Below are 24512 nucleotides of genomic sequence, written 5' to 3'. Positions count from 1 at the left end.
ATTGAGGTGGGGTATTAATGACAGTAGCTATTATCGTCCTTTTTGTATTATTCTTCTTAATGATTATCGGCGTTCCCATTGCCATTTCCCTTATTTTGGCTTCAGTTGCCGGATTTATGTCCAGCATCTATTATATTCCATTAGAAGTAATTCCTCAAAGACTAATAACTTCGGTAGATTCATTTCCACTACTAGCCATTCCTTTTTTCATGCTTACAGGTGAATTCATGATGTCAGGTAGCATGGGGCGTAGAATAGCAGGCTTTGCATTTGCCACCGTGGGTTGGGTAAGAGCTGGATTGGCGCAAGTTTCTACTCTAACCAGTATGTTTTTTGCTGGAATTTCTGGTTCAGGGGCAGCTGACACAGCGGCTGTGGGGAAAATGATGATTCCAATGATGGAGGAGAAAGGATATGATAAAGGTTTTGCAGCTGCTACTGTTGCGAGTGCAGGGACGATTGCGGTAGTTATTCCACCCTCCATACCAATGATTGTTTATGGTGTAACTGCGGGAGTCTCTATTGGGGATTTATTCACTGCAGGAATTATCCCTGGGATATTAATAGGATTGTCTATAATGATGTTAAACTATTGGCTCACAAAAAAGAATGGGTATTCTGAAGAGGTAGGTACATTTGAATTTGCTTCCTTCAAAAAAACCCTTTTTGAAGGAATATTGGCTTTAGTTTTACCTCTAATTATTATTTTTGGAATTCGTGGAGGAATTTTTACCCCGACTGAAGCTGCTGCTATAGCTGCAGCGTATGCTTTTATAATAAATAAATTTGTCTACAAAGATATGGACTGGAAAGACATACCGATTGCATTTCTTAATGCGGGGAAAATGACAGCGATGGTTGTCTTTATCATAGCAGGCGCCAACTTATTTGGTTGGCTGTTAACAGCAGAGCAAATCCCACAACTTCTCACCCAGCTTGTTACAAGCTTTTCTGAAAACAAATATATTTTACTAATTATGTTTAATATTATTTTCTTTATCGCTGGATGCTTTTTGAACGCATCTGCCGCTATTACTATACTAACGCCTTTACTTCTACCTATTGCTGTGGGGGTTGGAATTGATCCAATATTTTTTGGTTTGATCATGGTTGTCAATCTTTCTATAGGGCTTATAACTCCCCCTGTAGGGTTAGATCTTTTTATTGTAAAAGGGATAGCTAATGTATCATATGACAAGTTAATTAAATCAATTGTACCATTCATTATTGTAATGATTTGTGACTTATTAATTATTACTTATTTTCCTGCACTCTCAATGTTCTTAACTACTTTATAACTTTTTAATAATCGATACTAAACATGGTTAATCAGAATTTATTATCTTGATGGATTTTAAACTACACGGGTTACTTAGCTGAAAATCAGAGCGCCGTGTAGTTGGATTTTAATTTTTTAAACTATCGGGTCAGTAGAGTTTAAGATAATATTACTATCTTGCAATAAGTGGGGGGAATTAACCATGACAATTTTAAAAGGTATTTTGGAGTAATGCAATTGGTGGCAATCCATGAAGATTTATCTCTAGAAAGATGCAACTAATCACATCAAGTGACACACTAACATCATGAAACTTACTCATTCGTCAGCTATGACGAACGGTACTTTTAAATCAATCACCTAATATCTGTTACAAGAAGTTGTAGAATCTCCCCCAAATAGCTTAGTGATTCAATTAAGAACCCCAGTTAACCTTCCAAGCGAAGGTAACTGGGGTTTACATTTGAATTTGTAAAATAAAATTATCTGACATAATCATAACCGGTCGGTTGGGTTTTATATTCAAGGGATTCATTAATATCATTCTTTTCAGATAGTTTGCCATATGCAACATAGTTATCTATCACTTACTTATATAAAGCGATACAAAAAGGTTGCTATAGACCCACCCATTTTTAAGTTGTTATGATATTCAGGTACTTAATTGTGGGGGGAAGTTGAATGGAAGAACAAAAATATAATGACCTCAAATTAGGCGAACGTGGTGCAATCATCAGTATTATTGCTTATATTTGTCTATCAATCATGAAGCTGGCTATCGGATACATAAGCGACTCAGCGGCTTTAAAAGCGGATGGGTTGAACAACACGACTGATATTATCGCGTCCCTTGCCGTACTGATCGGTTTAAGGCTAGCTCAAAGACCCCCCGATAAAGATCATGGTTATGGTCATTGGAAGAGTGAAACGATTGCATCAATGGTAGCTTCGTTTATCATGTTTGCCGTTGGTGTACAAGTATTGATAGATGCTGTTGCTTCCATGCTTAAAGGTGGAGAGGATTCACCTGACATTATTGCCGGATATGTAGGTGTTTTATCAGCAATAGCCATGTATTTTGTATACCGATATAATAAAAAGCTTGCTATGAAAGTTAACAGTAAAGCCGTTATGGCAGCTTCGAAAGATAATATTTCCGATGCTTGGGTAAGTATAGGAACAGCTATAGGGATTTTCGGATCCCAATTAAACATGCCTTGGCTTGATCCCCTTACGGCCATCATTGTTGGATTATTAATATGCAAAACAGCCTGGGATATATTCAGTCAAGCCTCGCATGAACTTTCTGACGGTTTTGATGAAAATAAAATTCATCTATATAAGGATGTAATTACAAATGTAGATGGAGTCAAGGGGATAAAAGAAATTAAAGGAAGAAATTACGGGAACAATGAAGTGATTGATGTTGTGATCCTTGTCAATTCTACCTTGGATATTAAAGAAGCACATGATATAGCGACACATGTAGAAAAAGTGATGATGAAAGATCATGGAGTGTATGATGTTCATGTCCATGTAGAGCCCAATTAACTCTCTCTTTCATTATGCATGAACAAAAAAGGTATAAATCTGCTTTACAAACATATGAATAATATGCAATCATTAATTCATTACATTGGAAGGAAAAGGTACCTTATACAATGAAGCAGTAATCTTATCAAATAAACAGTAAATCTGAATCAATTTCAATGGGTGTAATCGGTTAGATATGTTCAATGCAAATAAGCCGTCACTTTGTTTGCTTACCGGATTTTCGGTAAGTAAAGTGAATTCATTTTTAATTTGAACAAGAATCTTTTTAGATACCCATGTGAGATTTTTAATGATTATGTTTAGAGATGGGATTCGTCTGTTCGTTTATAGGTACTAATTCATATACAACTACTTTTTCTGATATCCAATCAGATGAGGTATATTTGGTTTATGTATATTAGTAACAGGCGATCTCTCTCTAGAAAAATGGAGGGGGATTTTTTTATGTTATTTTTAAAAGCGAATGAATTAAAGAAAAGCTACGGAAGCCGTGAAGTTCTTTCTGTTGATACACTTCATCTATATAGTCATGACCGTGTTGGTTTGGTTGGCAGGAATGGAGAAGGTAAAACGACCCTGCTTTCTATACTAGCGGGAGTGAGGAAACCCGATTCCGGTCATATCGAGAGCTATGGAACAGTCAGCTATATCCCGCAGATGGAAGAAACTGAACAAGAAATAAGCGGGGTATTAACGAGTATATGGAAACTGCCCGATGAGAATCAAGAAATCATAAGCGGCGGTGAACGAACCCGAAGAAAAATCGCCGCAGCCCTTTCTTCCAATGCGGATGTATTGATCGCGGATGAACCTACCAGCCATTTGGATATATTCGGAATTGAACAATTGGAAAAAGATTTAAAATCTTTTAAAGGCGCTATTTTGCTTACTTCACATGATAAAGCATTCTTGAATCATCTTTGTACAACAATATGGGAAGTTGAGCAAGGCAAGGTAACGGTATATGAAGGGAATTACGAAGCGTATATAGAACAAAAGCAGGCAAAAACAGAAAAGGAAAATAAGCAATATGAAGAGTATACCCGTGAAAAGAACCGGTTGAAACAGGCTGCACAAAACCTCCAAGCCAAATCCGATTCAATTAGGAAAGCCCCTAAACGAATGGGTAATTCAGAAGCAAGGCTGCATAAACGGAGCTCCGGGAAACAGAAGGCGAAATTGAACCGTTCTGCTGAAGCGATCGAAACCCGAATCGAAAAATTAGCAAAAAAAGAAAAACCGAGGGAAGATCCCCCCATCATCTTTGATATTTCAGAATTTCCATCTTTGCATAGCAAAAGGGTCATTCGATTTAATGGCAGTTCCCTGAAAGTCGGGTCACGGGTGCTGAAACAACATATTTTCGGAGATGTCCCCTTAGCTTGCAGACTCGCCATCAATGGTCAAAATGGTTCAGGTAAAACGACATTATTGAAAAAGATAGTGGAAAGGCACCCAGATTTATATGTCGCGATGCCAGCAAAGATTGGATTTTTTGCCCAACAACAAGAAAATTTAAATGAAAGTAAAACGGTTCTCGAAAATATATTGGAGGACAGTCCCTACAATCAAGCCTTTATTCGTACACTTTTATCACGATTAGCTTTTAAAGGAAATGACGTTCACAAACAAATATCACTTTTAAGCGGTGGGGAAAAAGTCAGGGCTTCCCTAGCAAAAGTTTTTTTGGGAAACTATAATGTACTGGTTTTGGATGAACCTACAAATTACCTGGATATTCATACTAAAGAGGCTTTAACAGAAGTGTTAAAAGCATATCCAGGAACGATCGTTTTTGTGACTCATGATCGTTCATTGATCCAATCGCTTGCAACACATTTACTTTCATTTGAAAAAGAACCTCCGAGAGTATGTGCTATAAATAAGGAATCAACAAAATCAGCCACTCGCAAGGATGGCCTTGATGATAAACAGGCTGAGCTTCTTATGATTGAAGTGCAAATCATCGAGACACTTGGTAAACTGTCCAGTGTTATGAAGGAAGAGGAAAAAGCGGAATTGGATAGGGAATACCTCCAACTCTTGAACAAGAAAAAAGAGCTTGAAGAATAAGTGCAAACCATAAAAGGCCCTTCTCAATCGAGAGGGCCTTTATGATTTAGTTTATTTTACATTTATTAAAAGACCAATAAAAAGGATTAAGGTAAATTCATCCTGATTGGAGATCAAATGGAAATTTAATCATTAAATGGCTATGGGAAGCTAAGATTAAGGCAGCCATCGTTACTGTTGAAAAAGGTGTGTACTATATGTGGAAAAAGTACAGAGTCAGCTTAATATAAGTTCCAAAAGGACAGAAATTTTTCTGTTGATAAGAATGCTGGCAAAGCCACTATCATTGATTTGTTCCTGCAAAATCTAAGCCCCTTACTCATATGAGTAGGGGCTTTTTTTATGTTTCAAGTACATTCACTTAACAAGTGCATATGATAATTTTATAAACTGTGAAGGGTTGAGAAAAATGTACTATGCTCCTTATATCCATCCACATCCCTATCAATATCAAAATTCTTATTATGTTAATGAACCAATGTATAACCATTTAAGAAATCCTGATTATTGGAGTGTAAATAATGTTAACCATTTGGGCTATTTACAATCATCAAATGGAAGAAATAATATTGAGGTAAAAGATTATTGACCTAAGCCATTTGTATTGAATATCAATGAGGGTACGAAACAAAACACAACCTACCGTACCGCCTTATGGACAGGAAAACATTTGCAAGTTACATTGATGAGTCTTAAAGTTGGTGAAGATATTGGTTTAGAAATTCACCCAAACGTTGACCAATTTTTACGTATTGAACAAGGTCAAGGGGTTGTTCAAATGGGCAATAGAAAGGATAATTTAAACTTTGTAAGAAACGTCTATGATGATTATGCAATAATGATACATGCTGGCACATGGCATAATGTAGCCAATACAGGTAATATTCCTCTAAAGCTTTACTCGATATATGCTCCTCCTAATCATCCATTTGGTACTGTTCATGTTACCGAAGCAGATGCAGTGACTGCAGAAGAAGTGCAACGATTATGGCAATAGATCGTATATGCTTCAGCAAGTAAATGTATATATAGAGCAAAAGTATGCAGATAGGGTTTTGACCGATTGGCTGACCCTTTTTATTTTGTAAGGTGAACAATTAGAAATCGAATGGAGATAATAAAACTACCCGTATTATCTCCACAAGGTACCTCCATCTTTCAAAGCCCACCCTTATAGAGGGTCTTTTTTGTTATTAATGATCAATACAAAAGAATAACGTGGATACCCTACACCTATTTTTACTGCGAAACATTGAAAAGTCCCTACTTGCTTTGAGTGGGGACATTTTTTTTGATTCCATAAAGATAATGTAGGTCAACGGCTCAAGAACTTTTAAAATTTACGGGCAACGCTTGATATTTGAGCTACCCGCCATTTTTAATTTTTAGCATTCAATATAGTCTCTGGGAAAATTAATATTGAATTCTTTTTGATTGTTTCCTAGTACTTTACTTATGAAAAAAATAATTATTTTTAATAAAATATATATTGTTCACCTCGAATGCCGTCTCACTAACATCCTATGTTAATGAAAGTTCGATGGTCTCCAAAATAAAGCGGGATTTATGCCCCTACGTAAACAACTGTTATTCGGCAGAGAACCAGCACTAGTTGTAGTGAAGGGTGATTGTATTACGATAAAAAAGGAATGCCAATTATCATAAGCATTCCTTTGTATTCAGATTTTGTTGCTGTTGCTCACGTTTTCCGGTTTCTTTATGATTGCGTATGCTAGGTACCCTATTAAGCCCATAAATAATCCGGTGCCGCCTACAATATAAATCATTGTAAACACTTTTCCTAATGCTGTCTGCGGTTCAAAGCTGGGATGCCCAACCGTGCTAAGAGTAACAATACAGAAGTAAAGGGAGTCAATCACAGTCAGACCTTCCTGCTTAACATAGAAAATCGTGCCGGAAAATAACATAACGAGGACCAAGACGAAAAGAACCTGGAAGTTCTTCAGTTTAAAAGCGGACCAGAGCGCTTTTAGAAAACGTTTCAAGGTGAGGATAAACGAAATCATTGGTAATCGCTTTTCCTTTCGAATCATTACATTTAAAGTAAAGTGAATGAGTAAATCCTGATATTCGAGCTTGATCAGTTTATCAATCTACTATACAGGAATTCAGTTTAGATTGACAAAAAAACCTGTTTATTTTGATCTGGTTTGAACTAGAAGCGTTGGTAAACAATAGAAGGAGAAACGAAGTATGAAGGGGGACAATCATGAAGCCACGTATTACTGTCATTACATTAGGTGTGGATGATTTGGAAAAATCGCTGGAATTCTATCGGGATGGCCTGGGATTTCAAACAGAAGGAATAGTGGGCAAAGAATTTGAGCATGGAGCCGTTGCCTTTTTGGACTTGCAAGAAGGCCTAAAGCTTGCCATATGGAATCGAAGGGATATAGCTCATGAGGCCAAGGTTCCTTTGTCTCCGGCAAGCCCTACTGAATTTACCCTTGGTCACAATGTAGGCAGTAAAGAGGAAGTGGATATTGTGTTGGAAAAAGCAAAAAAAGCTGGAGCGACCATAACCGATCCGGCACATGACACTTTCTGGGGAGGATACTCTGCACACTTTCAAGACCCTGATGGACACCTTTGGGAAGTCGTTTGGAATCCGCAGTGGGATGGTGAATAGAAATCATGATTAGAGATCATTTCGATACTCTAGTTTTATTCATTCCATGTCTAGGGGAGACCGCGCAGGTTTAAAGGCGCCGATGGCTGTCCGCCCACGAAAAGCGAGTGCCTGGAGTGAAAATCTCAAATTATAAAAACCATAAAAAACTGTAGGCAAAATCGATTTTCATCAAGTTTGCCTACAGTATGAAACAAGTATTTTACCTAGGGGTTCTGTGCTTGTTTTTTATTTATGAACTCTCTGCTTTTTGCAATCAATTGATTATTCTTTTCAACCACTTCGTTATTACTGTATTTCACCTGATTAAGGGTATCATTATCTTCCATGTATTCAAGCAACAAGTCTACCGCTTTATCCATCAGTCTTTCGATGGGGATATCTCTTTCTTCAGCCAAATTAGCGAGTCTATTAGTCAAGTATGGATCGAGGGTAATGTTTATTGGTTTTCGCGTAGATACGATAAATCCAATGCATTATGGAACTTGTAATGGCAAGGAAGTATTGCGTACGGCCCTCCAATTAATTTCAAAATAGCATACTATCAAAAGGAGTGGTAAAATGACGAAAACAAAAGAGGATCTATCAGAATTATCATTTCAATTAATTCTCCATAGCGGGAATGCCCGCAGTTGTGCTATGGAGGCCATTGCCTTGCAAAAACAAGGTAAATCAAGCGATGCCCAGGATAAATTAAAGGAAGCGGAACATGAGTTTGTTGCTGCACATAAAATCCAAACCGCATTGATTCAACAAGAAGTGAATGGTGAGAAATTCGATATTCCAATGATCTTGATCCATGCTCAAGATCACTTGATGACTTCCATGACAACAAAAGATATAGCGATAGAAATCGTCGAATTACACAAGAAAACACAAAAGAACTAACAATATTCAGGAGGTTGCTGCGGCAGCCTTTTTCTTATTGTTCATAACGTGTGAACTTCAACGAGAAGGCGGAGATATCCTCCTTCATGAACTTTAGTTAAATGAATATGGCAGATAAGGGTCACTCAAGATTAGGATTCTCCGAAAATTTAAATTATACTAGGTTCATGACAGTAGCAATAGATACTGTCACTGATTAACGAAGGGTAGTCATGATAGAAAAACAAACAACTAATTAGCAAGTGCAATCATTTTATAAAAGGGGAGAAAAACATGCAAAGAGTCAATCTAACTGAAGGTCTTAGTCTTTCACGCATTGTACACGGTATGTGGAGATTGGCAGATTGGAGATTTTCTGCCGAGGATATCCTATCTCTTATTGAACACGGAATGGATCGGGGCGTCACTACATATGATCACGCCGATATATATGGAAGCTATACGTGTGAGGAGATTTTTGGGAATGCACTTTCATTAAAGCCTTCATTACGCGATAAAATGGAGATCGTTACGAAATGTGGCATCGTTCTTCAATCAGAAAACCGTCCTTCACATAAAAGTCACCATTACGATACTAGTAAAACCCATATCATAAAGTCTGTTGAACAATCCCTTATGAATCTTAAAACGGATTATATTGATATATTACTTATCCATCGTCCGGATCCCCTGATGGACCCGGCGGAAACGGCTGAGGCGTTTAATCAATTAAAGGAATCAGGAAAGGTGCGGAACTTTGGAGTATCGAACTTCAAAAAACCGCAATGGGATATGCTCCAATCATATCTAGAATATCCGCTTGTGACGAATCAGCTGGAGCTTTCGGCATACAATCTTGAAAACTTCGAAGACGGAACCTTGAACTTATGTCAGGAAAAGGGCGTTGCGCCTATGGCATGGTCACCGCTTGCAGGAGGCGGCATCTTTGAGGAATCGAACGAAAAGGCTGTCCATTTAAGAAAAACGTTAGAAACCGTGAAAGAAGAAATCGGTGCCAATGGAATAGATGAAGTGATGTATGCCTGGCTGTTGAGGCATCCCGCAAAAATCATTCCAATCGTTGGGTCCGGTAAGAAAGAACGGTTGGACAGCGCCATTGATTCACTAAACCTAAGTATGGAAAAAGAGCAATGGTTTAACATTTTAACAAGCTCGATGGGACATGATATTCCGTAATAAACTGTACCGATTAACAAGAAACCTTGCCTTCATTAATGGGGACCTCCGTGAAGAGGTCCCCATTCTTAAATTGCAAACAGAGATGAGATGGACTTTCACTTTTCAAAGCATGATTTTTGGTGGATTTTTTTAAGTGCTAATAAGATTTTGCCATATAATAAAAATATTATTTGATTTTCGAGGTGAAAAAACATGAAAATCGGGGTAATAGGCTCAAAGTATTTTGTTGGAATCATATCAATCCACTTTCCCATGTTTCCCAAACCATTCATTTCCGTTCAATATGATATGTGGAAGAAAGCAGTCTATTAATATAAAATGCGGGAAAACAAACCGATCTATTACTGTTTTCAGGTTCCATACCTTTGTTATGGATATGAAAAGGTTAAAAGGAGCTTAATAGAAACTATTTATGTCCCTTCTTCTGGACTTTCAGATAATTCTTGCTCCATACCTTCTATTTGACTTTCACTAATTGAGGTCTTGGTGAATTATAATAATCGTATTTTGCATCAAAACTCGTGTGACAGCCGTTTTTCCATTTCTGTTGATGAAGGGCGCGCAGGCCTTTTCAATGATGGAACCTCCTGATCATTCAAGCCAGTAGCAATGATGATTACTATAATTTCATCTTTTAAGTTTTCATTAATAACAGAACCGAAAATCATATTTAACTCTGAGTCTGCCTCGGAAGTAACAATATTTGCTGCCTCTTGTACTTCATATAGACTTATATTGGCGCCTGTGAGTTTCATTAGCACACCTTGGGCTCCGTCGATGGAAGTGTTAAGTAACGGACTGGAAATGGCTTTCTTTGCAGCTTCCGCAGCGCGATGTTTACCTGTTGCCCTGCCAATGCCTATTAAGGCAGACCCTTTATTGGACATGATTGTTTTCACGTCTGCAAAATCAATGTTGATTAAACCTGGTACAGCAATTAAATCCGATATACCTTGGATACTTTGGCGAATAACATTATCCGCTTCAAGAAATGCTTCAAGCATTGGTGTATTTTTATGTAAAATCTCCAATAAGCGATCGTTTGGAATAACAATTAATGTGTCCACTGCTTTCTTCATTAAGGAGATCCCTCCTGCTGCTTGTGTTGCACGCTTATTGCCCTCAAACGCAAACGGAAGTGTTACAACGCCAATGGTTAGTATGTCAAGCCCACGGGCAATTTGAGCAATGACAGGGGCAGCACCCGTTCCTATACCGCCGCCCATTCCGGCTGTAATGAGTACCATGTCTGTACCTTTTAATGCTTCTTGGATCTGCTCTTTGCTTTCTTTAACTGCTTGTTTACCTACCTCTGGATTTGCCCCTGATCCTAAACCATTTGTCAATGTTGCACCGATTTGTATCTTGATCTCTGCTTTTGATAAATTAAGAGCTTGTGCATCTGTATTAACAGCTATAAATTCTACACCTTTAACTCCATGTTCGATCATACGGTTAACGGCGTTATTTCCTCCGCCGCCAATACCAATTACTTTAATGTTGACTGATGAGTTTACACTTGTAACAAACTCCATTTATAGGACCTCCTAGTCATTAAAATTACCTTATTTCAAATTATTCAAATAAATAGCGGAAACAACACTCATTCTTTTATTAGAAATGTTTGTCTTTCTTATATTTAGATTTAGTTAAAGAAAAAGGCATTGTCGTTAGCAGTCCCGTAAAGGAGACTGCTAACGACAATGCCTTTCATTGAACCCTTCCATTCTTTGCTAAAGGTGGGTGGGTTCAATATCCTAAAAAGGTAATCTTTGTTTTAATTCTAAGGTAATTCCACTATTAAATCAATATATATACATTATTATAAACAAATACGTATTCATGAAGATGGCCACGACCATCTCATTAGAATGATTTACAGTGTGTAACCTAATAAGGTTAAAGATAATGATATCTTAGGAGTTTTAAAAGGTGAAACTAACTGAGTTAAATTACCGTGCTGTATACCTTTAATTCATGAACTAGTAAAATAGATAGCAAAGATGCACCACTACATCTCATCTTTATTTTGTATATTTCCTACCGTCTGCACACTACACATATAGTATGTGGGAACATAGTTTACACCTAAAATAATTTCAATGTTGTGAAAATTCAGGGGTGAAATGATTCTAATTCTTATTTTGAATAAACTAAAACAGACAGGAAAATATTTATCCTGTCTGTTTTTTTGCCTCTTAAATAACTACGGTGAATCGTACCATAAGTAATATAATGAGGCTTTTACGCATATAAAGAAAAAAACACTATCCAGATTCTTTAATTAAAATTCAAAGCATAAACAATCAATGTCCATACAGCAAATCCTTCCAGTGCTTGTGATTTTATTGCGAGATTTAAGAAAAATGATAGGTAGAAGGTGACAAACATGGAAGCAATCGTCCTAGCTGCTGGATATTCCAGCCGAGCGAATGCATTTAAAATGACTTTGCCGATGGGGCAAATGAGCGTGTTGGAGCAAACAATCTCTAAATTTGAAGGATTTTGCAGCAGGGTCATCGTCGTAGCTGGATTTCAAGCGGAAATCATCCAAGAGGAAATTGTCAAAATCATCAGTGAAAATGCCTATTCATTTCAGATCAAGTTTGTTTATAATGAAAACTTTAACCAGGGAATGTTTCATTCCATTCAAAAGGGCTGTAACGAAGTGAATGCCCCAACCTTCTTTATAACTCCCGGCGATTGTCCGCTTGTAAAAAAAGAGACTGTTCAGCTACTAGCAAAACACAAAGGAAACGTGGTTATTCCCAGCTTTGACTATAAAGGCGGCCATCCCATTAAATTATCGAGCGAAGTGAAACGGAAAATTCTCGAAACCAATCCAGAAAGTAATTTGCGTGTGGTCCTGGACGGTTACGAAAAGCAATACATGAATGTAGATGATGCGGGAGTATTAATGGATGTTGATACACCGGAGGATTACCAAAAAGCCATTGATTATGATAATGCTTTAAATTTCTCGAAGTAAAAATAAAAATAAAAAATACGAAAATCTTGAATAGAAATGAATCATAAAAGATCATGCTCATTGATAATATCATTGGAAGAGGTTTCTATTCAGAATATGTCCCATTAAAAAAATGAGTCGAAGGGTGTTGTTGCAATGAATCTCAAAGACATAAGCACCTCAGTGCCCAAAAAGGACCATAAAGGTAAAGTATCGGGCCAGTTGCCCTATATTAGTGACGTAAAAGTGGAAAATATGGTATATGGTGTTTTGTATCGATCGCCAATTGCTTATGGAAAAATCATATCCATTCAATTACCCAATCTTCCGGATGGGTATGAAGCTGTTGGAGCAGAGCATATCCCCGGACCGAATTATGTCAAGATTATCAAAGAAGATCAGCCCATTTTTGCCAATGAGTGGGTCAATTATATTGGTGAGCCAATTCTCATGCTCACGGGCAAAGACCTGGATATCCTGTACAGTTTGTTAAATGAAGTGAAGGTTGAATTTGAAGAACATCAGGCTATCTATACATTGGACGAAGCGATCAAGCAAAAATCAGTATCCTTAGTTTTGGCAAGCTATGAATTTGGGGAAAGCTTAGAAAACATTTCAGCTATCGAGCAAGGGGCCCATCAAATCATCGAAGAAGAATATGATACGGGTTATCAGGAGCATGTCTATCTTGAGCCGCAAGGAATGCTCGCCGTTTATAAGGATGATGAAATTGTCGTACAGGGATCGATGCAATGTCTTTATTATATAAAAAATGCATTGCTAAGCGCATTAGCCTGTGGTGACGATGAAGTCAGGGTTGTTCAAAGTCCTACCGGCGGAGGTTTTGGCGGCAAAGAAGATTATCCTTCTATGATGGCTTGTCACGTAGCCGTTGCCGCAAGAGCAGTAAAAAAATCGGTAATGCTCGTGTTCGACCGTTCTGAGGATATGCTGGTAACGACGAAAAGGCATCCGGCCAAACTCAAATATCGGACGGCCCTTGATAAGGAAGGAAATATTCTAAGCATGTGTGTTGACATCTTTCTCGATGGAGGGGCAAATGTTGGATTGAGCTCTGTCGTGCTGCAGCGCGCATTATTAAACAGTGCTGGTGTTTATAAAATTCCGCATTTTCATGCAAAAGGCTATGTCTTAAAAACCAATACCGTTCCGAACGGCGCCTTCAGAGGCTTTGGTGCTCCTCAAAGCTTTGCCGGAATCGAAAGTCATATTGGACATCTTAGTAAACTGGCAAAAATCGACCCGCTTGATTATAAACGAAAATACCTCGTCAAACAAGGAGATCCCACCATCACCAAAGGTAAATTCCGCGACCCGATATTAGTGGAAGATATGATTGAGGACGTACTCACCGTGTCAGAATACAACAAGAAAAAAGAAGACTTTCAGCGCTTGAATCAACAAAATCAGCGCTATAAAAAAGGGATAGGAACTTCGCTGTTCCTCCACGGCTGTGGATTTACTGGCAGTGGCGAAAGAGATCATATTAAAGCAAAGGTGAAACTGGTTAAATCAAAGGACGATCAGGTATCACTAAAAATCTCAAACTCTGACATGGGACAAGGTATTTTGACGACGCTGTGTAAAATTGTCGCCAAAGAACTTAAACTCCCGTTCGAAGATATTTTGTACCCTTATCCCGACACAAAAGAGGTTCCCGACTCGGGTCCGACCGTAGCTTCCAGGACGACGATGATTGTCGGAAAATTGCTTGAAATGGCCGCAAAAAAACTTAAGAATCAGTGGCAAACAGGGGTGGAACAGGAAGTGGTTGAGCACTATGTTCACCGTGAAATGATTCCTTGGGACGAGAAAACCTTCACTGGAGATGCGTACCCGGCTTATTCATGGGGCGTTAATATCGTTGAAGTAGAAGTTGATACGTTAACAGGTAATTTAAAGTTAGAAAAAGTATACGGCAATTATGAAGTTGGGAAGGTCATCGATGAACGGATTATGAAAGGCCAAATTGACGGTGGTTTGGCTCAAGGGCTAGCATACGGTTATCTGGAAAAGATGACGTCAAAACAAGGTAGAATCCAACAAAAAAGCATATCGGATTATGGACCGCCGACTTCCTTGGATATCGTTTCAATTGAAAGCAAGGTCTTTGATAACCCCTATGCTGATGGTCCATACGGGGCGAAGGGCGCAGGTGAATTGACTTTAATCGGAGGCGCTCCAGCAGTCCAAGCTGCGATTGAGGATGCCCTGCACACTTCTTTTCAGCAAATTCCGATTACACCGGAAGTCATTATTGAAAGTCTTTGGATGAAAGAAGGTGAAGAGGATTGATTAAATTCACACTAAATGGAAGAACGGTGGAAACTGACGCCCCTGCTACAGCAAGATTACTAGATTTATTAAGAGATGAGTTTGAGTTAATCGGAACAAAGGAAGGCTGTGGTGAAGGGGAGTGCGGAGCCTGCAGTGTTTTTGTGAATAACCTCCTGCAAAATAGCTGCCTTATTCCAATTGGCTCGATTGCTGGTGCCGATATTCAAACGATCGAAGGCATCATAGAAACGGAACAATTTAAAATTTTAGATGAAAGCTATTCCATAGCCGGGGGAGTGCAATGCGGCTATTGCATACCGGGAATGATTATGGCAAGTGCAGCTTTGTTATCTGAAAATCCTCATCCTTCAGAGGCTGAAATTCGTGAGGGCATCTCCGGAAATCTGTGCCGATGTACGGGCTACAATATGATTGTTGAGGCGGTTAACCTAGCAGCTAAAAAAGGTGATGGCTTATGATAGAGAAAATAACAGCGTATCGCTTCGAGCGTTTAGACGAAACTTTGAGCCAATTGAATAGAGAAGATTGTGCAATCATAGCCGGGGGCACCGATGTTATGGTTCTTCACAAAAGTAGAAGGGGAGTACCTCCAAAAATCCCTAAACCGATTGTTTTTATTAATCATCTTTCCGAATTAAAGCAAGTGTATCAACATCACAAGGATCTCCACATCGGGGCCTGCTGTACCTATAGTGAATTACTTGAAAATCCGTTGATTCCGTTTGCTTTAAAGAATGCAATTAAAACAATTGCTGCCCCGGCAATTAGAAACCGGGGAACATTAGGCGGTAATATATGCAACGCCTCTCCAGCCGGTGACATGCTTCCTTTATTATATGTATACAATGCAAAGCTTCTGTTGCGCTCCGTAAATGGTGATCGCATGGTTGAGATTAGCGATTTCATTCAAGGTCCACGACAGGTTCAACGCTTTCACAATGAAATGGTAACGGAGATCATTCTTCCGTTCGTATTAGGAGATTCACATGTCGTTTTCGAGAAAGTCGGCAACCGCAACGCAGATGCCATTGCCAAAGTATCATTTGCGGGTTTCGTCCGGATAAGCAAAGATCGAATCGATGACATTCGATTTGCCTTCGGGGCGGTCGGACCTACGATGGTTCGTTCCATTGATATTGAGAAGAAGCTGGTTGGAAAAACGATACCATTAGCCGATGCAGACATCGCTGAAATTGTGGCAGCCTTCGATAAGATCATTAGACCAATTGACGATCAACGCTCCACTGCGGCATACAGAAAAACCGTCGCGTTACATCTTTTACGTTATTTTCTTAGCATGAAGCAATATCAACCGAATTAATGTTTAAAGATAGGGGGGAGCTTTTCATGCAGCTGATGGAAAAAGTGGCCATGCTGACGCGTCAAAACGAAACCTTTGCTTTAGCCATGATTATTGAATCAAAGGGCTCGACTCCCAGGCATGTTGGAAAAATGATTGTCTACCGGGATGGTACCATTGAAGGGACTGTCGGAGGGGGCTTGGCTGAACACTATGTGATCGAAGATAGTGTAAAGGCTATCCAAAATGGACAATCGAAAATCGTTGAATATAAATTGAATAAACATGCAAAAGACGGAATTCAGATGAATTGTGGCGGCACGTTACGGGTCTTTATCGAAGTTTATACAAGCAGGCCTGAACTCATTCTGGCTGGGGCCGGTCATTTAGGCCATGCGTTGGCAAAGCTCGCTGATTTCCTTGAATATCCTTATTGCATTGTCGATGATCGCGTTGGTTATTGTACAAAGGAACGCTTTCCGAATGCGGCAAACCTTTTTGTGAACGAGGATATTGGAAAGGCTTTGCTCGCAGCCAACCTAAATGAAAAATCATATGTGGTAATTGTTACAAAAGATTGTGATGATATTGTATTAAAAACGGCACTGCAATTTCCGATTGCATATGTTGGGATGGTAGCCAGTAAACGCAAGGTCATAAGCATATTTGAAAAGTTAAAAAGTGAAGGGGTCACGCAAGAACAGTTGGAGCAGGTCCATTCTCCAATCGGATTGGAAATTGACTCGGAAACATCAGAAGAAATTGCCATCAGTATTATCGGTCAAATCATCAAATTAAGCAAGGAAAAAAAGCCTGTAAAAGTGAAACAATTAAATAGATAAGTAGAAAGGTCAGATAAAGCAAAAATCAAAATGTCTAATAGACAATTGGGGTCAGTCCCCACTGTGTTAAAGTATTAATTCAGTGGGACTGACCCTTTTTCTTTGATAAAAGCTAGAAGCAGGCCCTTGCTCTTAGAGTGGGCTTTTTGTCGTTTTGATTAATTCATTAATATGGTAGAAATATTTTACTTTATATGCTACTACTATCATACTATACACAAAGGAAAACTCCTGGAGGGATTTTGTATGGGGATATTAGATGGACTTATGGGAAACGGGTTCAGGTGCAAAGATTACATCCATTGGAAAGAGGTTTATAGATTCCTATAGAATCAGCTATTATGCAGCCATTCCAAATAGTGATGAATGAACTTCACTTGATTTTGGACAGACTTGTTCTGTAAAGTAAGCTGTCCTTTTTTAATGATTGTATCCTGCATAACATAGTTTGAAATGATAGCTGATAGGCAGTGCAAGTATCCAAAAGCAAATTTAACCTGAAGAAAAGAAGTGAATGAAATGGCTGAGCCTTTAAAGGATTTATATAATGAAACGTTCATTCGTGAATTCGGTGAAAAAGTAAAGGGTGTCCATCCGTCCTTCTCTACTGAATCGTTTATAGGGGAAGTAATTGATGAGCATTGGGACGAGAGGAAGTTAAAAGAACGAATAAGGCACATTTCCATTACTCTTGGAAAGTATCTTCCAAGTGATTATCAAGAGGCTTTGGATATTTTGTATCGGCTTGATAAGGATTGTGAGGGGTTTAGATATTTATTTTTCCCTGATTTTGTAGAGGTACATGGATTGAATAAGAAAGATTGGCCGTTATCGCTAGATGCGTTGGAGCGTTTTACAGCAAGGTCATCCTCCGAGTTTGCAATCCGTGCTTTTATATTGCTTGATCCCGTTTTAATGATCGAGAAGATGAAGGAATGGACCAATCATGATGATGAGCATGTCCGCAGGCTGGCTAGTGAGGGATGCAGGCCCAGGTTACCTTGGGGCCAATCTTTACCGATGTTCAAATCCGATCCGGCACCCGTCTTGGAATTACTTGAGAACCTGAAAAACGATCCGTCCCTATATGTTCGTAAAAGTGTGGCCAATAACTTGAATGATATTGCCAAAGATCATCCTAAAACCGTAATAGAAACAGCCAAGCGCTGGTATGAAAGCGGAGAACCCAACACGATTTGGATTATTCGACGGGGATGCAGGACCTTAGTTCGTCAAGCAGATCCAGAAGTCCTTTCTTTATTTGGATACACGGATATATTGAATAATCCGAATATCATTACAAACGCATTTATTAGAAATGAACCAGACTCGATTTTTATTGGGGAAACGAGTGAACTTCATTTCGGTTTTCAAGTTCAAGAAAAGAACACTGTGAAACTTCGCATCGAGTATGCCATCGATTTTGTGAAAGCAAATCAGAAAACTTCCCGTAAAATTTTCCTATTGGCAGATAGGGATTTCGCAGATGGTGAAGGAGTTGAAAGAGTGAGGATTCACAATTGGAAAGACCTGACGACACGTCGACATTACATGGGGATCCATCGAATATCACTCCTTGTGAACGGTGTGGAAGTTGCCGAAACGCAAGTCAAACTAAATGATGGATGATAAAGGTTATTGAAAAGCGAGGGAGAACTTAATTAACAGGAATACAGCAATTAAGGTTGACAAAAACGAGGAGTCTGAGCGTTCCTCGTTTATTATTTCATGATATTGAAACATTATGCTTTATCTCATAACACATTAAAAAGCAATCAAATCCAAAAGGTTGGATAGCTCCGATTGCTGCGCAAATTATTAATTAACAATGCCAGTAAAACGATTATCACGGCACCAGTTAAAACAGGAGTAAATAAATAACTCCAGCCATACTGGCCAAGCATGACTACAAGCGGGTCTGCTCCAGCTGGCGGGTGCGTCGTTTTTGTCAGCATCATCACTGCAATTGCTAATCCGACAGCCAAGCCGATTGCCCAAGGTTCAGCGCCAAAAAAATGATAGGAAGCTAAACCTACGAATGTTGAAACAAAATGACCGCCTATAATATTCCGCGGTTGTGATAATGGTGCGTTCCACAGACCGAATGCCAGCACACAGCTGGCACCAAATGGAGCCATTAACCACACTGCTGATGTTATTTTTGTTAAGAGAATTAAGGCGAATATAGTGAAAAACCCCCCAATCAATCCCGTTATTGCGTCCTTTACATTTATTTGTAAAGGGCTTCTTCCTTTTCCCTTCATCTTCGATAAATAATGAATATGAAAATAACGTTTTTCTTTATGCCTCGCGGCTGAAATACGGTCCAAAGTGAACCCTCCTTTTTTATATAATTAGACTTTACATGAAATGAACTAACCCGTCAAAATAATTTTTAGTGGTTAGTTTAAAAATCCAAAAAAAAAGCCAACTCAGTGTGTTGACAAGAGGAGGTTCAGATCTCGAATCATTTTACTGTTTTATGAAATCCTAAATGGATGTGAAGAAATTAACTGGAACCGTTTTATAATGAATAAACTGCAGGCAACAAGCTTACTTCAAATTTGACTGACAAACTTAATAAGGTGTGTAACTTCATTCATCATCAGATTTCCGGTGTTGAAATTTGGCTACCTTTTTCCTATTCCCGCATATTTTCATTGAACACCATTTGCGTCTTCCGCTTTCATCGATAAATAACAGGACGCAATCATCATTCGAGCATCGCTTTAATGATGACAGCTTATTTTTTTCAATTAAAGTTAATGAGTCGAAGGCAATATAAGATTGCAGGGCATCTTCCGCTTCTCCAACAGGTATGGGAACCAGTTTTTGATCACTTAATTTATATGTGAAAGGCGATTTATCGATTTTTTTTTCCAAATAGGCGATAAACTCATCAGGAATCGAATTCCCATCTGCTATTAATTCAAATTGTTTTCTTAAAATAGTACGCATTTCTAGAATGCTTGCAAATACTCGTTGAATTCTCTCTTTAATTATTGGGGATAACTGATTATCCAAATATGAGTTATTCCCTTTTATTACAATAAGCCAGTCCAGCATATCCCGTTCTGATAGTAATAAGTCTTGCCGTTGGCCACGACTGACCAGCTCCGTATTCACTAAATCCAGAGAAAGATTACCTGATATAAGTGGAAATTTATTAGTTTCAGACATAAGTTCATCTCCCATTTCCCTGCTAAATTCTAACCATTAAAATATAAATTGAGAGGTTATATCTTCATTATACCTTATTTCTGAATTTTTCAGCTACTCGTCTAAAATCACGGGATAATATGAATGCTATCAAAATCCAAATGTGCAAGAACAGAATCGTAAATGAAAGTCCTTGATAATCAATTCTTTTAAAGTGGGGGAAAAAGTTCTTGACATATCCTGTACGTACAGGATAATATGAAAGCGTATACAGAACCTATACGTACAGGTTATAAAAACAACTATATTTTGCTTTCTAGGGAAAGGAAGTAGTGAAATGGGTAAATACACAGAACCAGCAACTGATTTGCTCCAACATGTCGGAGGGAAAGAAAATATTGCGACGGTTACGCATTGTGCAACAAGAATGCGTTTTGCGTTGAAAGATCCCGCCAAGGCGGATGTAACGAATATCGAATCGATTAAGCTTGTGAAAGGAACTTTTACACAAGCTGGCCAGTTTCAGGTCATAATCGGGAACGAAGTATCATCGTTTTATAATGAATTCGTTTCCATAGCTGGACTTCAGGAAGCATCAAAAGAAGATGTGAAAAATGCAGCAAAACAGAATATGAGCTGGCTGCAGCGTATGATTGCTCATCTTGCGGATATTTTCACCCCGCTGATTCCTGCCATAGTCGTTGGCGGACTCATTCTTGGATTCCGCAATATCATCGGGGATATTAAAATGTTCGATGACAGCACAAAGACCCTTGTGGATATTTCACAATTTTGGGGAGGGGTACACGCCTTCCTTTGGCTTATAGGTGAAGCTATTTTTCATTTTCTTCCTGTTGGGATTACATGGTCGATCTCGAAGAAAATGGGCACGACTCAAATTCTCGGCATCGTCCTTGGTTTGACCCTGGTTTCCCCACAGCTTCTTAATGCATATGCAGTGGCAAACACAAAGGCAAGTGATATACCTTTTTGGGATTTCGGTTTTGCCCAGGTCGATATGATCGGCTACCAGGCTCAAGTCATACCAGCGATACTTGCAGGGTTCGTTTTGGCGTATTTAGAACGGTTCTTGAGAGATAAAGTTCACAATTCCATTTCCATGATCGTCGTTCCATTTTTCGCGTTACTTCCAACTGTAATCATTGCCCATACCATTCTGGGGCCTATAGGCTGGAAAATCGGTTCTGTCATTTCTACGGTTGTGTATTCCGGATTGACATCATCAGTTGGCTGGCTATTTGCTGCCGTTTTCGGCTTTGCCTATGCACCGCTTGTCATCACAGGTCTGCATCACATGACAAACGCAATCGATCTTCAGCTTATGAGTGAGCTTGGCGGTACGAACCTATGGCCGATGATCGCGTTATCCAATATTGCACAAGGTACGGCAGTGCTAGCAATGATTTACATCAACAGAAAGGACCAGGAGGAAAGGCAAGTATCCATACCTGCTACGATTTCTTGTTATCTCGGTGTAACCGAGCCAGCCATGTTCGGCATTAACTTGAAATATGGCTTTCCGTTCTTAGCCGGTATGATCGGTTCACTTTTTGCAGGCATCGTTTCAGTCGGGTCTGGAGTGATGGCAAACTCAATCGGTGTTGGAGGAATCCCAGGTATCCTATCCATCCAGCCGCAGCATATGGGGATGTTTGCACTCGCGATGCTGGTTGCTTTCGTTGTGCCATTCATTTTGACGATAGCATTCTCCAAACGTCCTAAAATGAACTTGAAAACTAGAACGAAAACAACGAAATTAAATGCTTGATAACGCGGAGGGAGAAGCATTCTCCCTCTTTTTTACGATACTTACGAAAGATACAGCGGGGATCGAAGAGGAGGAATCACAATGAAGGATTTTAAAAAAAGTACCATCTATCAAATTTATCCGAAATCATTTAAGGATTCGAACGGTGACGGCATCGGGGACATAAATGGTGTTATTGAAAAACTTGATTATCTGAATAAACTGGGAGTGGATTATATTTGGCTCACCCCTTTTTATCGTTCACCGCAAAATGATAATGGATATGATGTAGCCGATTATACATCCATTGATCCTGTTTTTGGGACGATGGATGATTTCGAAAGATTGGTGAAAGAAGCGAATTCGCGGGATATCCAAATCATGCTTGATATGGTATTCAACCATACATCAACAGAGCATGAATGGTTCCAAAAAGCATTGGCTGGAGATAAAGAATATAAGGACTATTATATTTTCAAGAAATCTAAAGATGGAGAGCCCCCTACCAATTGGATTTCGAAATTCGGGGGCCCTGCATGGGAATATGTAGCGGAACATGATGAATACTTCCTTCACTTGTTCGATCGGACACAAGCTGATCTAAACTGGGAAAATCCCAGAGTAAGGCGGGAGATCTTCAATGTAGTAAACTTCTGGATGAATAAAGGTGTCAAAGGATTCCGTTTGGATGTCATCAATCTTATTTCGAAACCTGACATCTATGAAAATGACAAAGATGGAGATGGCCGATGTTTTTATACAGACGGTCCCAAGATTCATCAATTCCTCAAAGAAATGAATGAAGAAACTTTCGGGAAGGATGAAGAGGTGCTGACAGTAGGGGAAATGTCATCGACGACCATTGACCATTGCATCAAATATTCAGCTCCTGTTGAAAAGGAGTTGTCCATGGTATTCAGTTTCCATCATTTAAAGGTGGATTATAAGAACGGGGAAAAGTGGTCACTTGCAGATTTTGACTTCAGGCAGTTAAAGGAAATCTTAAGCAGCTGGCAATATGGGATGCAAGAAGGAAATGGGTGGAATGCCCTGTTCTGGTGCAACCATGACCAGCCGAGGATTGTATCCAGGTTCGGGAATGATCAAGAGTATCATAACGAATCTGCCAAGATGCTGGCAACAGCCATTCATATGCTTAGGGGAACCCCTTATATTTATCAAGGGGAGGAAATAGGGATGACCAACCCGAAGTTCAATGATATTGGACAATACCGGGATGTGGAATCGATTAATTATTATAATATTTTAAAAGAGGCAGGCAAGGATGAAAAGGAAATAATTGAAATCCTTCAAGCTAAATCCCGTGATAACTCGCGAACTCCCATGCAATGGGAAAATACGGAGCATGCAGGCTTTACAAAAGGGACTCCATGGATTGCGGTGCCTGATCATGCTAAAAACATCAACGCTGAACACGCACTGATGGATCAAGATTCCATTTTTCATCATTACCAAAAACTTATATTCTTACGCAAGAAACATGATATCATTGCATATGGGGACTATCAGGAAATTCTTGGCGACCATGACGCTTTGTTCGCTTATATACGCAGTTATGAAAACGAGAAACTTTTGGTCATCAATAACTTTTATGCAAAAGAAGCTTCCTTCGAAATACCAAATGATATTGACCTATCCGGGTACAACTCAGAGCTCCTGCTCTCAAATTATATCGATTCGAAAGAACTTGCAGGTGATTTTATCCTCCGTCCCTATGAATCGGTTGTCTATTTGTTGAAAAAGGACGAGTAGCAGACTAAGAAAAATATATTGTGGTGATGAAATGAACAGCAAATATCTATCGTTATATGGTGATATCGTTTCAAAAATTGAAGAGGGAACCTTTCCGATAAATTCAAAGCTTCCTTCCGAAAGCAGCTTCATGGAAAAATATGACATATCCAGGGATACTGTGAGAAAGTCCTTACAGTTGCTTGAACAAAATGGATATATCCATAAAATCAAAGGCAAGGGTTCATTTGTCTTGGACTTCAGCAAATTTAATTTTCCTGTAGCAGGGTTGATTTCCTATAAAGAAATGGTGGAAAAGTTGAATTTGCATTCCAAAACGATCATTCATAAGTTGGAGCTTGAGACCCCCGACTCAAATATGGCCAAGCTTCTAGACTTAACTGGGGATGGTAAAGTATGGAAGGTTTTCCGGATTCGGCAAATCAATGGGAAGAAAATCATCCTGGACAAAGACTATTTCAAAAGCGAGTTCGTAAGCAACCTGACAAAGGAGATTTGTGAGGATTCGATTTATGGATATATCGAAAAGGAACTCGGGCTCCAGATTGGTTTTTCAAATAAGGAAATTACCGTGGAGCCATGCAGTGAAGAAGATAAACAATTATTGGACATTGAAGACTTCGATATGGTGGCAGTTGTGAAAAGTACGGTCCATTTAATCGATGGAAGCTTGTTTCAGTATAGCGAATCCAGGCATAGACCCGATAAATTCAAGTTCACGGACTTTGCACGGAGAACTTGGTGAAGTCTACTGATATTT

20 protein-coding genes and 2 pseudogenes are annotated in these 24512 nt (G+C 39.0%); 16 read left to right on the top strand and 6 right to left on the bottom strand.

What is annotated here, in order from left to right; all coding sequences use genetic code 11:
• Positions 1-17 precede the first annotated feature (17 nt).
• From ACFX4H_RS22045 to ACFX4H_RS22030, 4 genes and pseudogenes are all read left to right on the top strand, one after another.
• On the top strand, positions 18-1298 hold the full coding sequence (locus ACFX4H_RS22045) for a TRAP transporter large permease (protein WP_367411096.1): 1281 nt from the start codon (positions 18-20) through the stop codon (positions 1296-1298).
• A 662-nt stretch (positions 1299-1960) separates the two neighbouring features.
• On the top strand, positions 1961-2830 hold the full coding sequence (locus ACFX4H_RS22040) for a cation diffusion facilitator family transporter (protein WP_241637544.1): 870 nt from the start codon (positions 1961-1963) through the stop codon (positions 2828-2830).
• A gap of 447 nt (positions 2831-3277) precedes the next feature.
• Positions 3278-4906 (top strand): ribosomal protection-like ABC-F family protein, encoded by a 1629-nt coding sequence (gene abc-f / locus ACFX4H_RS22035; protein WP_377436220.1) that lies wholly within the window; start codon positions 3278-3280, stop codon positions 4904-4906.
• A 409-nt stretch (positions 4907-5315) separates the two neighbouring features.
• Positions 5316-5903: pseudogene (locus ACFX4H_RS22030) on the top strand (cupin domain-containing protein).
• 682 nt (positions 5904-6585) lie between these two features.
• On the opposite strand, the gene ACFX4H_RS22025 reads toward ACFX4H_RS22030, so the two are convergent.
• The gene (locus tag ACFX4H_RS22025; protein ID WP_249598249.1) at positions 6586-6933 is read right to left on the bottom strand and encodes a potassium channel family protein; all 348 of its coding nucleotides are present in this window, start codon (positions 6931-6933) and stop codon (positions 6586-6588) included.
• A 203-nt stretch (positions 6934-7136) separates the two neighbouring features.
• Here ACFX4H_RS22025 and ACFX4H_RS22020 point away from each other — a divergent pair, with 203 nt between their 5' ends.
• Complete coding sequence (locus tag ACFX4H_RS22020) at positions 7137-7556, top strand: VOC family protein (RefSeq protein ID WP_034313006.1); 420 nt, start codon at positions 7137-7139, stop codon at positions 7554-7556.
• Positions 7557-7762: 206 nt separating this feature from the next.
• Here the strand turns inward: ACFX4H_RS22020 and ACFX4H_RS22015 are convergent, their stop codons facing one another.
• Positions 7763-7954 (bottom strand): hypothetical protein, encoded by a 192-nt coding sequence (locus ACFX4H_RS22015; RefSeq protein ID WP_377436219.1) that lies wholly within the window; start codon positions 7952-7954, stop codon positions 7763-7765.
• Between the two features lie 163 nt (positions 7955-8117).
• Here ACFX4H_RS22015 and ACFX4H_RS22010 point away from each other — a divergent pair, with 163 nt between their 5' ends.
• Both ACFX4H_RS22010 and ACFX4H_RS22005 read left to right on the top strand, forming a co-directional pair.
• Entirely contained in the window at positions 8118-8444 is a 327-nt protein-coding gene (locus ACFX4H_RS22010) for a PTS sugar transporter subunit IIA (protein WP_377436218.1), read from the top strand.
• A gap of 273 nt (positions 8445-8717) precedes the next feature.
• The gene (locus ACFX4H_RS22005) at positions 8718-9620 is read left to right on the top strand and encodes an aldo/keto reductase (protein ID WP_377436217.1); all 903 of its coding nucleotides are present in this window, start codon (positions 8718-8720) and stop codon (positions 9618-9620) included.
• 515 nt (positions 9621-10135) lie between these two features.
• On the opposite strand, the gene ftsZ is transcribed toward ACFX4H_RS22005, so the two are convergent.
• On the bottom strand, positions 10136-11158 hold the full coding sequence (gene ftsZ, locus ACFX4H_RS22000; protein WP_249598246.1) for a cell division protein FtsZ: 1023 nt from the start codon (positions 11156-11158) through the stop codon (positions 10136-10138).
• A gap of 854 nt (positions 11159-12012) precedes the next feature.
• Between ftsZ and ACFX4H_RS21995 the strand changes: the two genes are divergently transcribed.
• The 5 genes from ACFX4H_RS21995 to ACFX4H_RS21975 all read left to right on the top strand — a co-directional run bounded on the left by ACFX4H_RS21995 (position 12013) and on the right by ACFX4H_RS21975 (position 17052).
• Positions 12013-12612, top strand: coding sequence for a nucleotidyltransferase family protein (locus ACFX4H_RS21995; RefSeq protein ID WP_377436216.1), 600 nt, complete (start codon positions 12013-12015; stop codon positions 12610-12612).
• 135 nt (positions 12613-12747) lie between these two features.
• The gene (locus ACFX4H_RS21990) at positions 12748-14907 is read left to right on the top strand and encodes a xanthine dehydrogenase family protein molybdopterin-binding subunit (RefSeq protein ID WP_377436215.1); all 2160 of its coding nucleotides are present in this window, start codon (positions 12748-12750) and stop codon (positions 14905-14907) included.
• Positions 14904-15368, top strand: coding sequence for a (2Fe-2S)-binding protein (locus ACFX4H_RS21985; protein ID WP_328136802.1), 465 nt, complete (start codon positions 14904-14906; stop codon positions 15366-15368). Before ACFX4H_RS21990 ends, ACFX4H_RS21985 begins: the two co-directional genes overlap by 4 nt.
• Positions 15365-16231, top strand: a complete 867-nt coding sequence (locus ACFX4H_RS21980; RefSeq protein ID WP_249598243.1) for an FAD binding domain-containing protein — start codon at positions 15365-15367, stop codon at positions 16229-16231. The genes ACFX4H_RS21985 and ACFX4H_RS21980 overlap by 4 nt, the downstream gene beginning before the upstream one ends.
• Before the next feature lie 26 nt (positions 16232-16257).
• Complete coding sequence (locus tag ACFX4H_RS21975; RefSeq protein ID WP_057276140.1) at positions 16258-17052, top strand: XdhC family protein; 795 nt, start codon at positions 16258-16260, stop codon at positions 17050-17052.
• A 339-nt stretch (positions 17053-17391) separates the two neighbouring features.
• On the opposite strand, the pseudogene ACFX4H_RS26875 reads toward ACFX4H_RS21975, so the two are convergent.
• A pseudogene (locus tag ACFX4H_RS26875) lies at positions 17392-17480 on the bottom strand (IS6 family transposase); the annotation flags it as partial.
• Positions 17481-17571: 91 nt separating this feature from the next.
• Between ACFX4H_RS26875 and ACFX4H_RS21970 the strand changes: the two are divergent.
• Complete coding sequence (locus tag ACFX4H_RS21970; RefSeq protein ID WP_377436214.1) at positions 17572-18681, top strand: DNA alkylation repair protein; 1110 nt, start codon at positions 17572-17574, stop codon at positions 18679-18681.
• A gap of 146 nt (positions 18682-18827) precedes the next feature.
• On the opposite strand, the gene ACFX4H_RS21965 is transcribed toward ACFX4H_RS21970, so the two are convergent.
• Both ACFX4H_RS21965 and ACFX4H_RS21960 read right to left on the bottom strand, forming a co-directional pair.
• Entirely contained in the window at positions 18828-19382 is a 555-nt protein-coding gene (locus ACFX4H_RS21965; RefSeq protein WP_328136797.1) for an HPP family protein, read from the bottom strand.
• 265 nt (positions 19383-19647) lie between these two features.
• Complete coding sequence (locus ACFX4H_RS21960) at positions 19648-20232, bottom strand: CGNR zinc finger domain-containing protein (RefSeq protein WP_377436213.1); 585 nt, start codon at positions 20230-20232, stop codon at positions 19648-19650.
• Between the two features lie 316 nt (positions 20233-20548).
• Between ACFX4H_RS21960 and treP the strand changes: the two genes are divergently transcribed.
• From treP to treR, 3 genes are all read left to right on the top strand, one after another.
• Positions 20549-22000, top strand: coding sequence for a PTS system trehalose-specific EIIBC component (gene treP / locus ACFX4H_RS21955; RefSeq protein ID WP_034312977.1), 1452 nt, complete (start codon positions 20549-20551; stop codon positions 21998-22000).
• Between the two features lie 81 nt (positions 22001-22081).
• Positions 22082-23752: an alpha,alpha-phosphotrehalase gene (treC, locus tag ACFX4H_RS21950; RefSeq protein ID WP_377436212.1), complete on the top strand. Its 1671-nt coding sequence runs from the start codon at positions 22082-22084 to the stop codon at positions 23750-23752.
• 31 nt (positions 23753-23783) lie between these two features.
• Positions 23784-24497, top strand: a complete 714-nt coding sequence (treR, locus tag ACFX4H_RS21945) for a trehalose operon repressor (protein ID WP_377436211.1) — start codon at positions 23784-23786, stop codon at positions 24495-24497.
• Positions 24498-24512: the final 15 nt, after the last annotated feature.

The organism is Peribacillus sp. YIM B13477 (assembly GCF_042787955.1).
Classification (GTDB): Bacteria; Bacillota; Bacilli; order Bacillales; family DSM-1321; genus Peribacillus; species Peribacillus frigoritolerans.
This window is presented reverse-complemented; position numbering and strand designations above follow the sequence as displayed.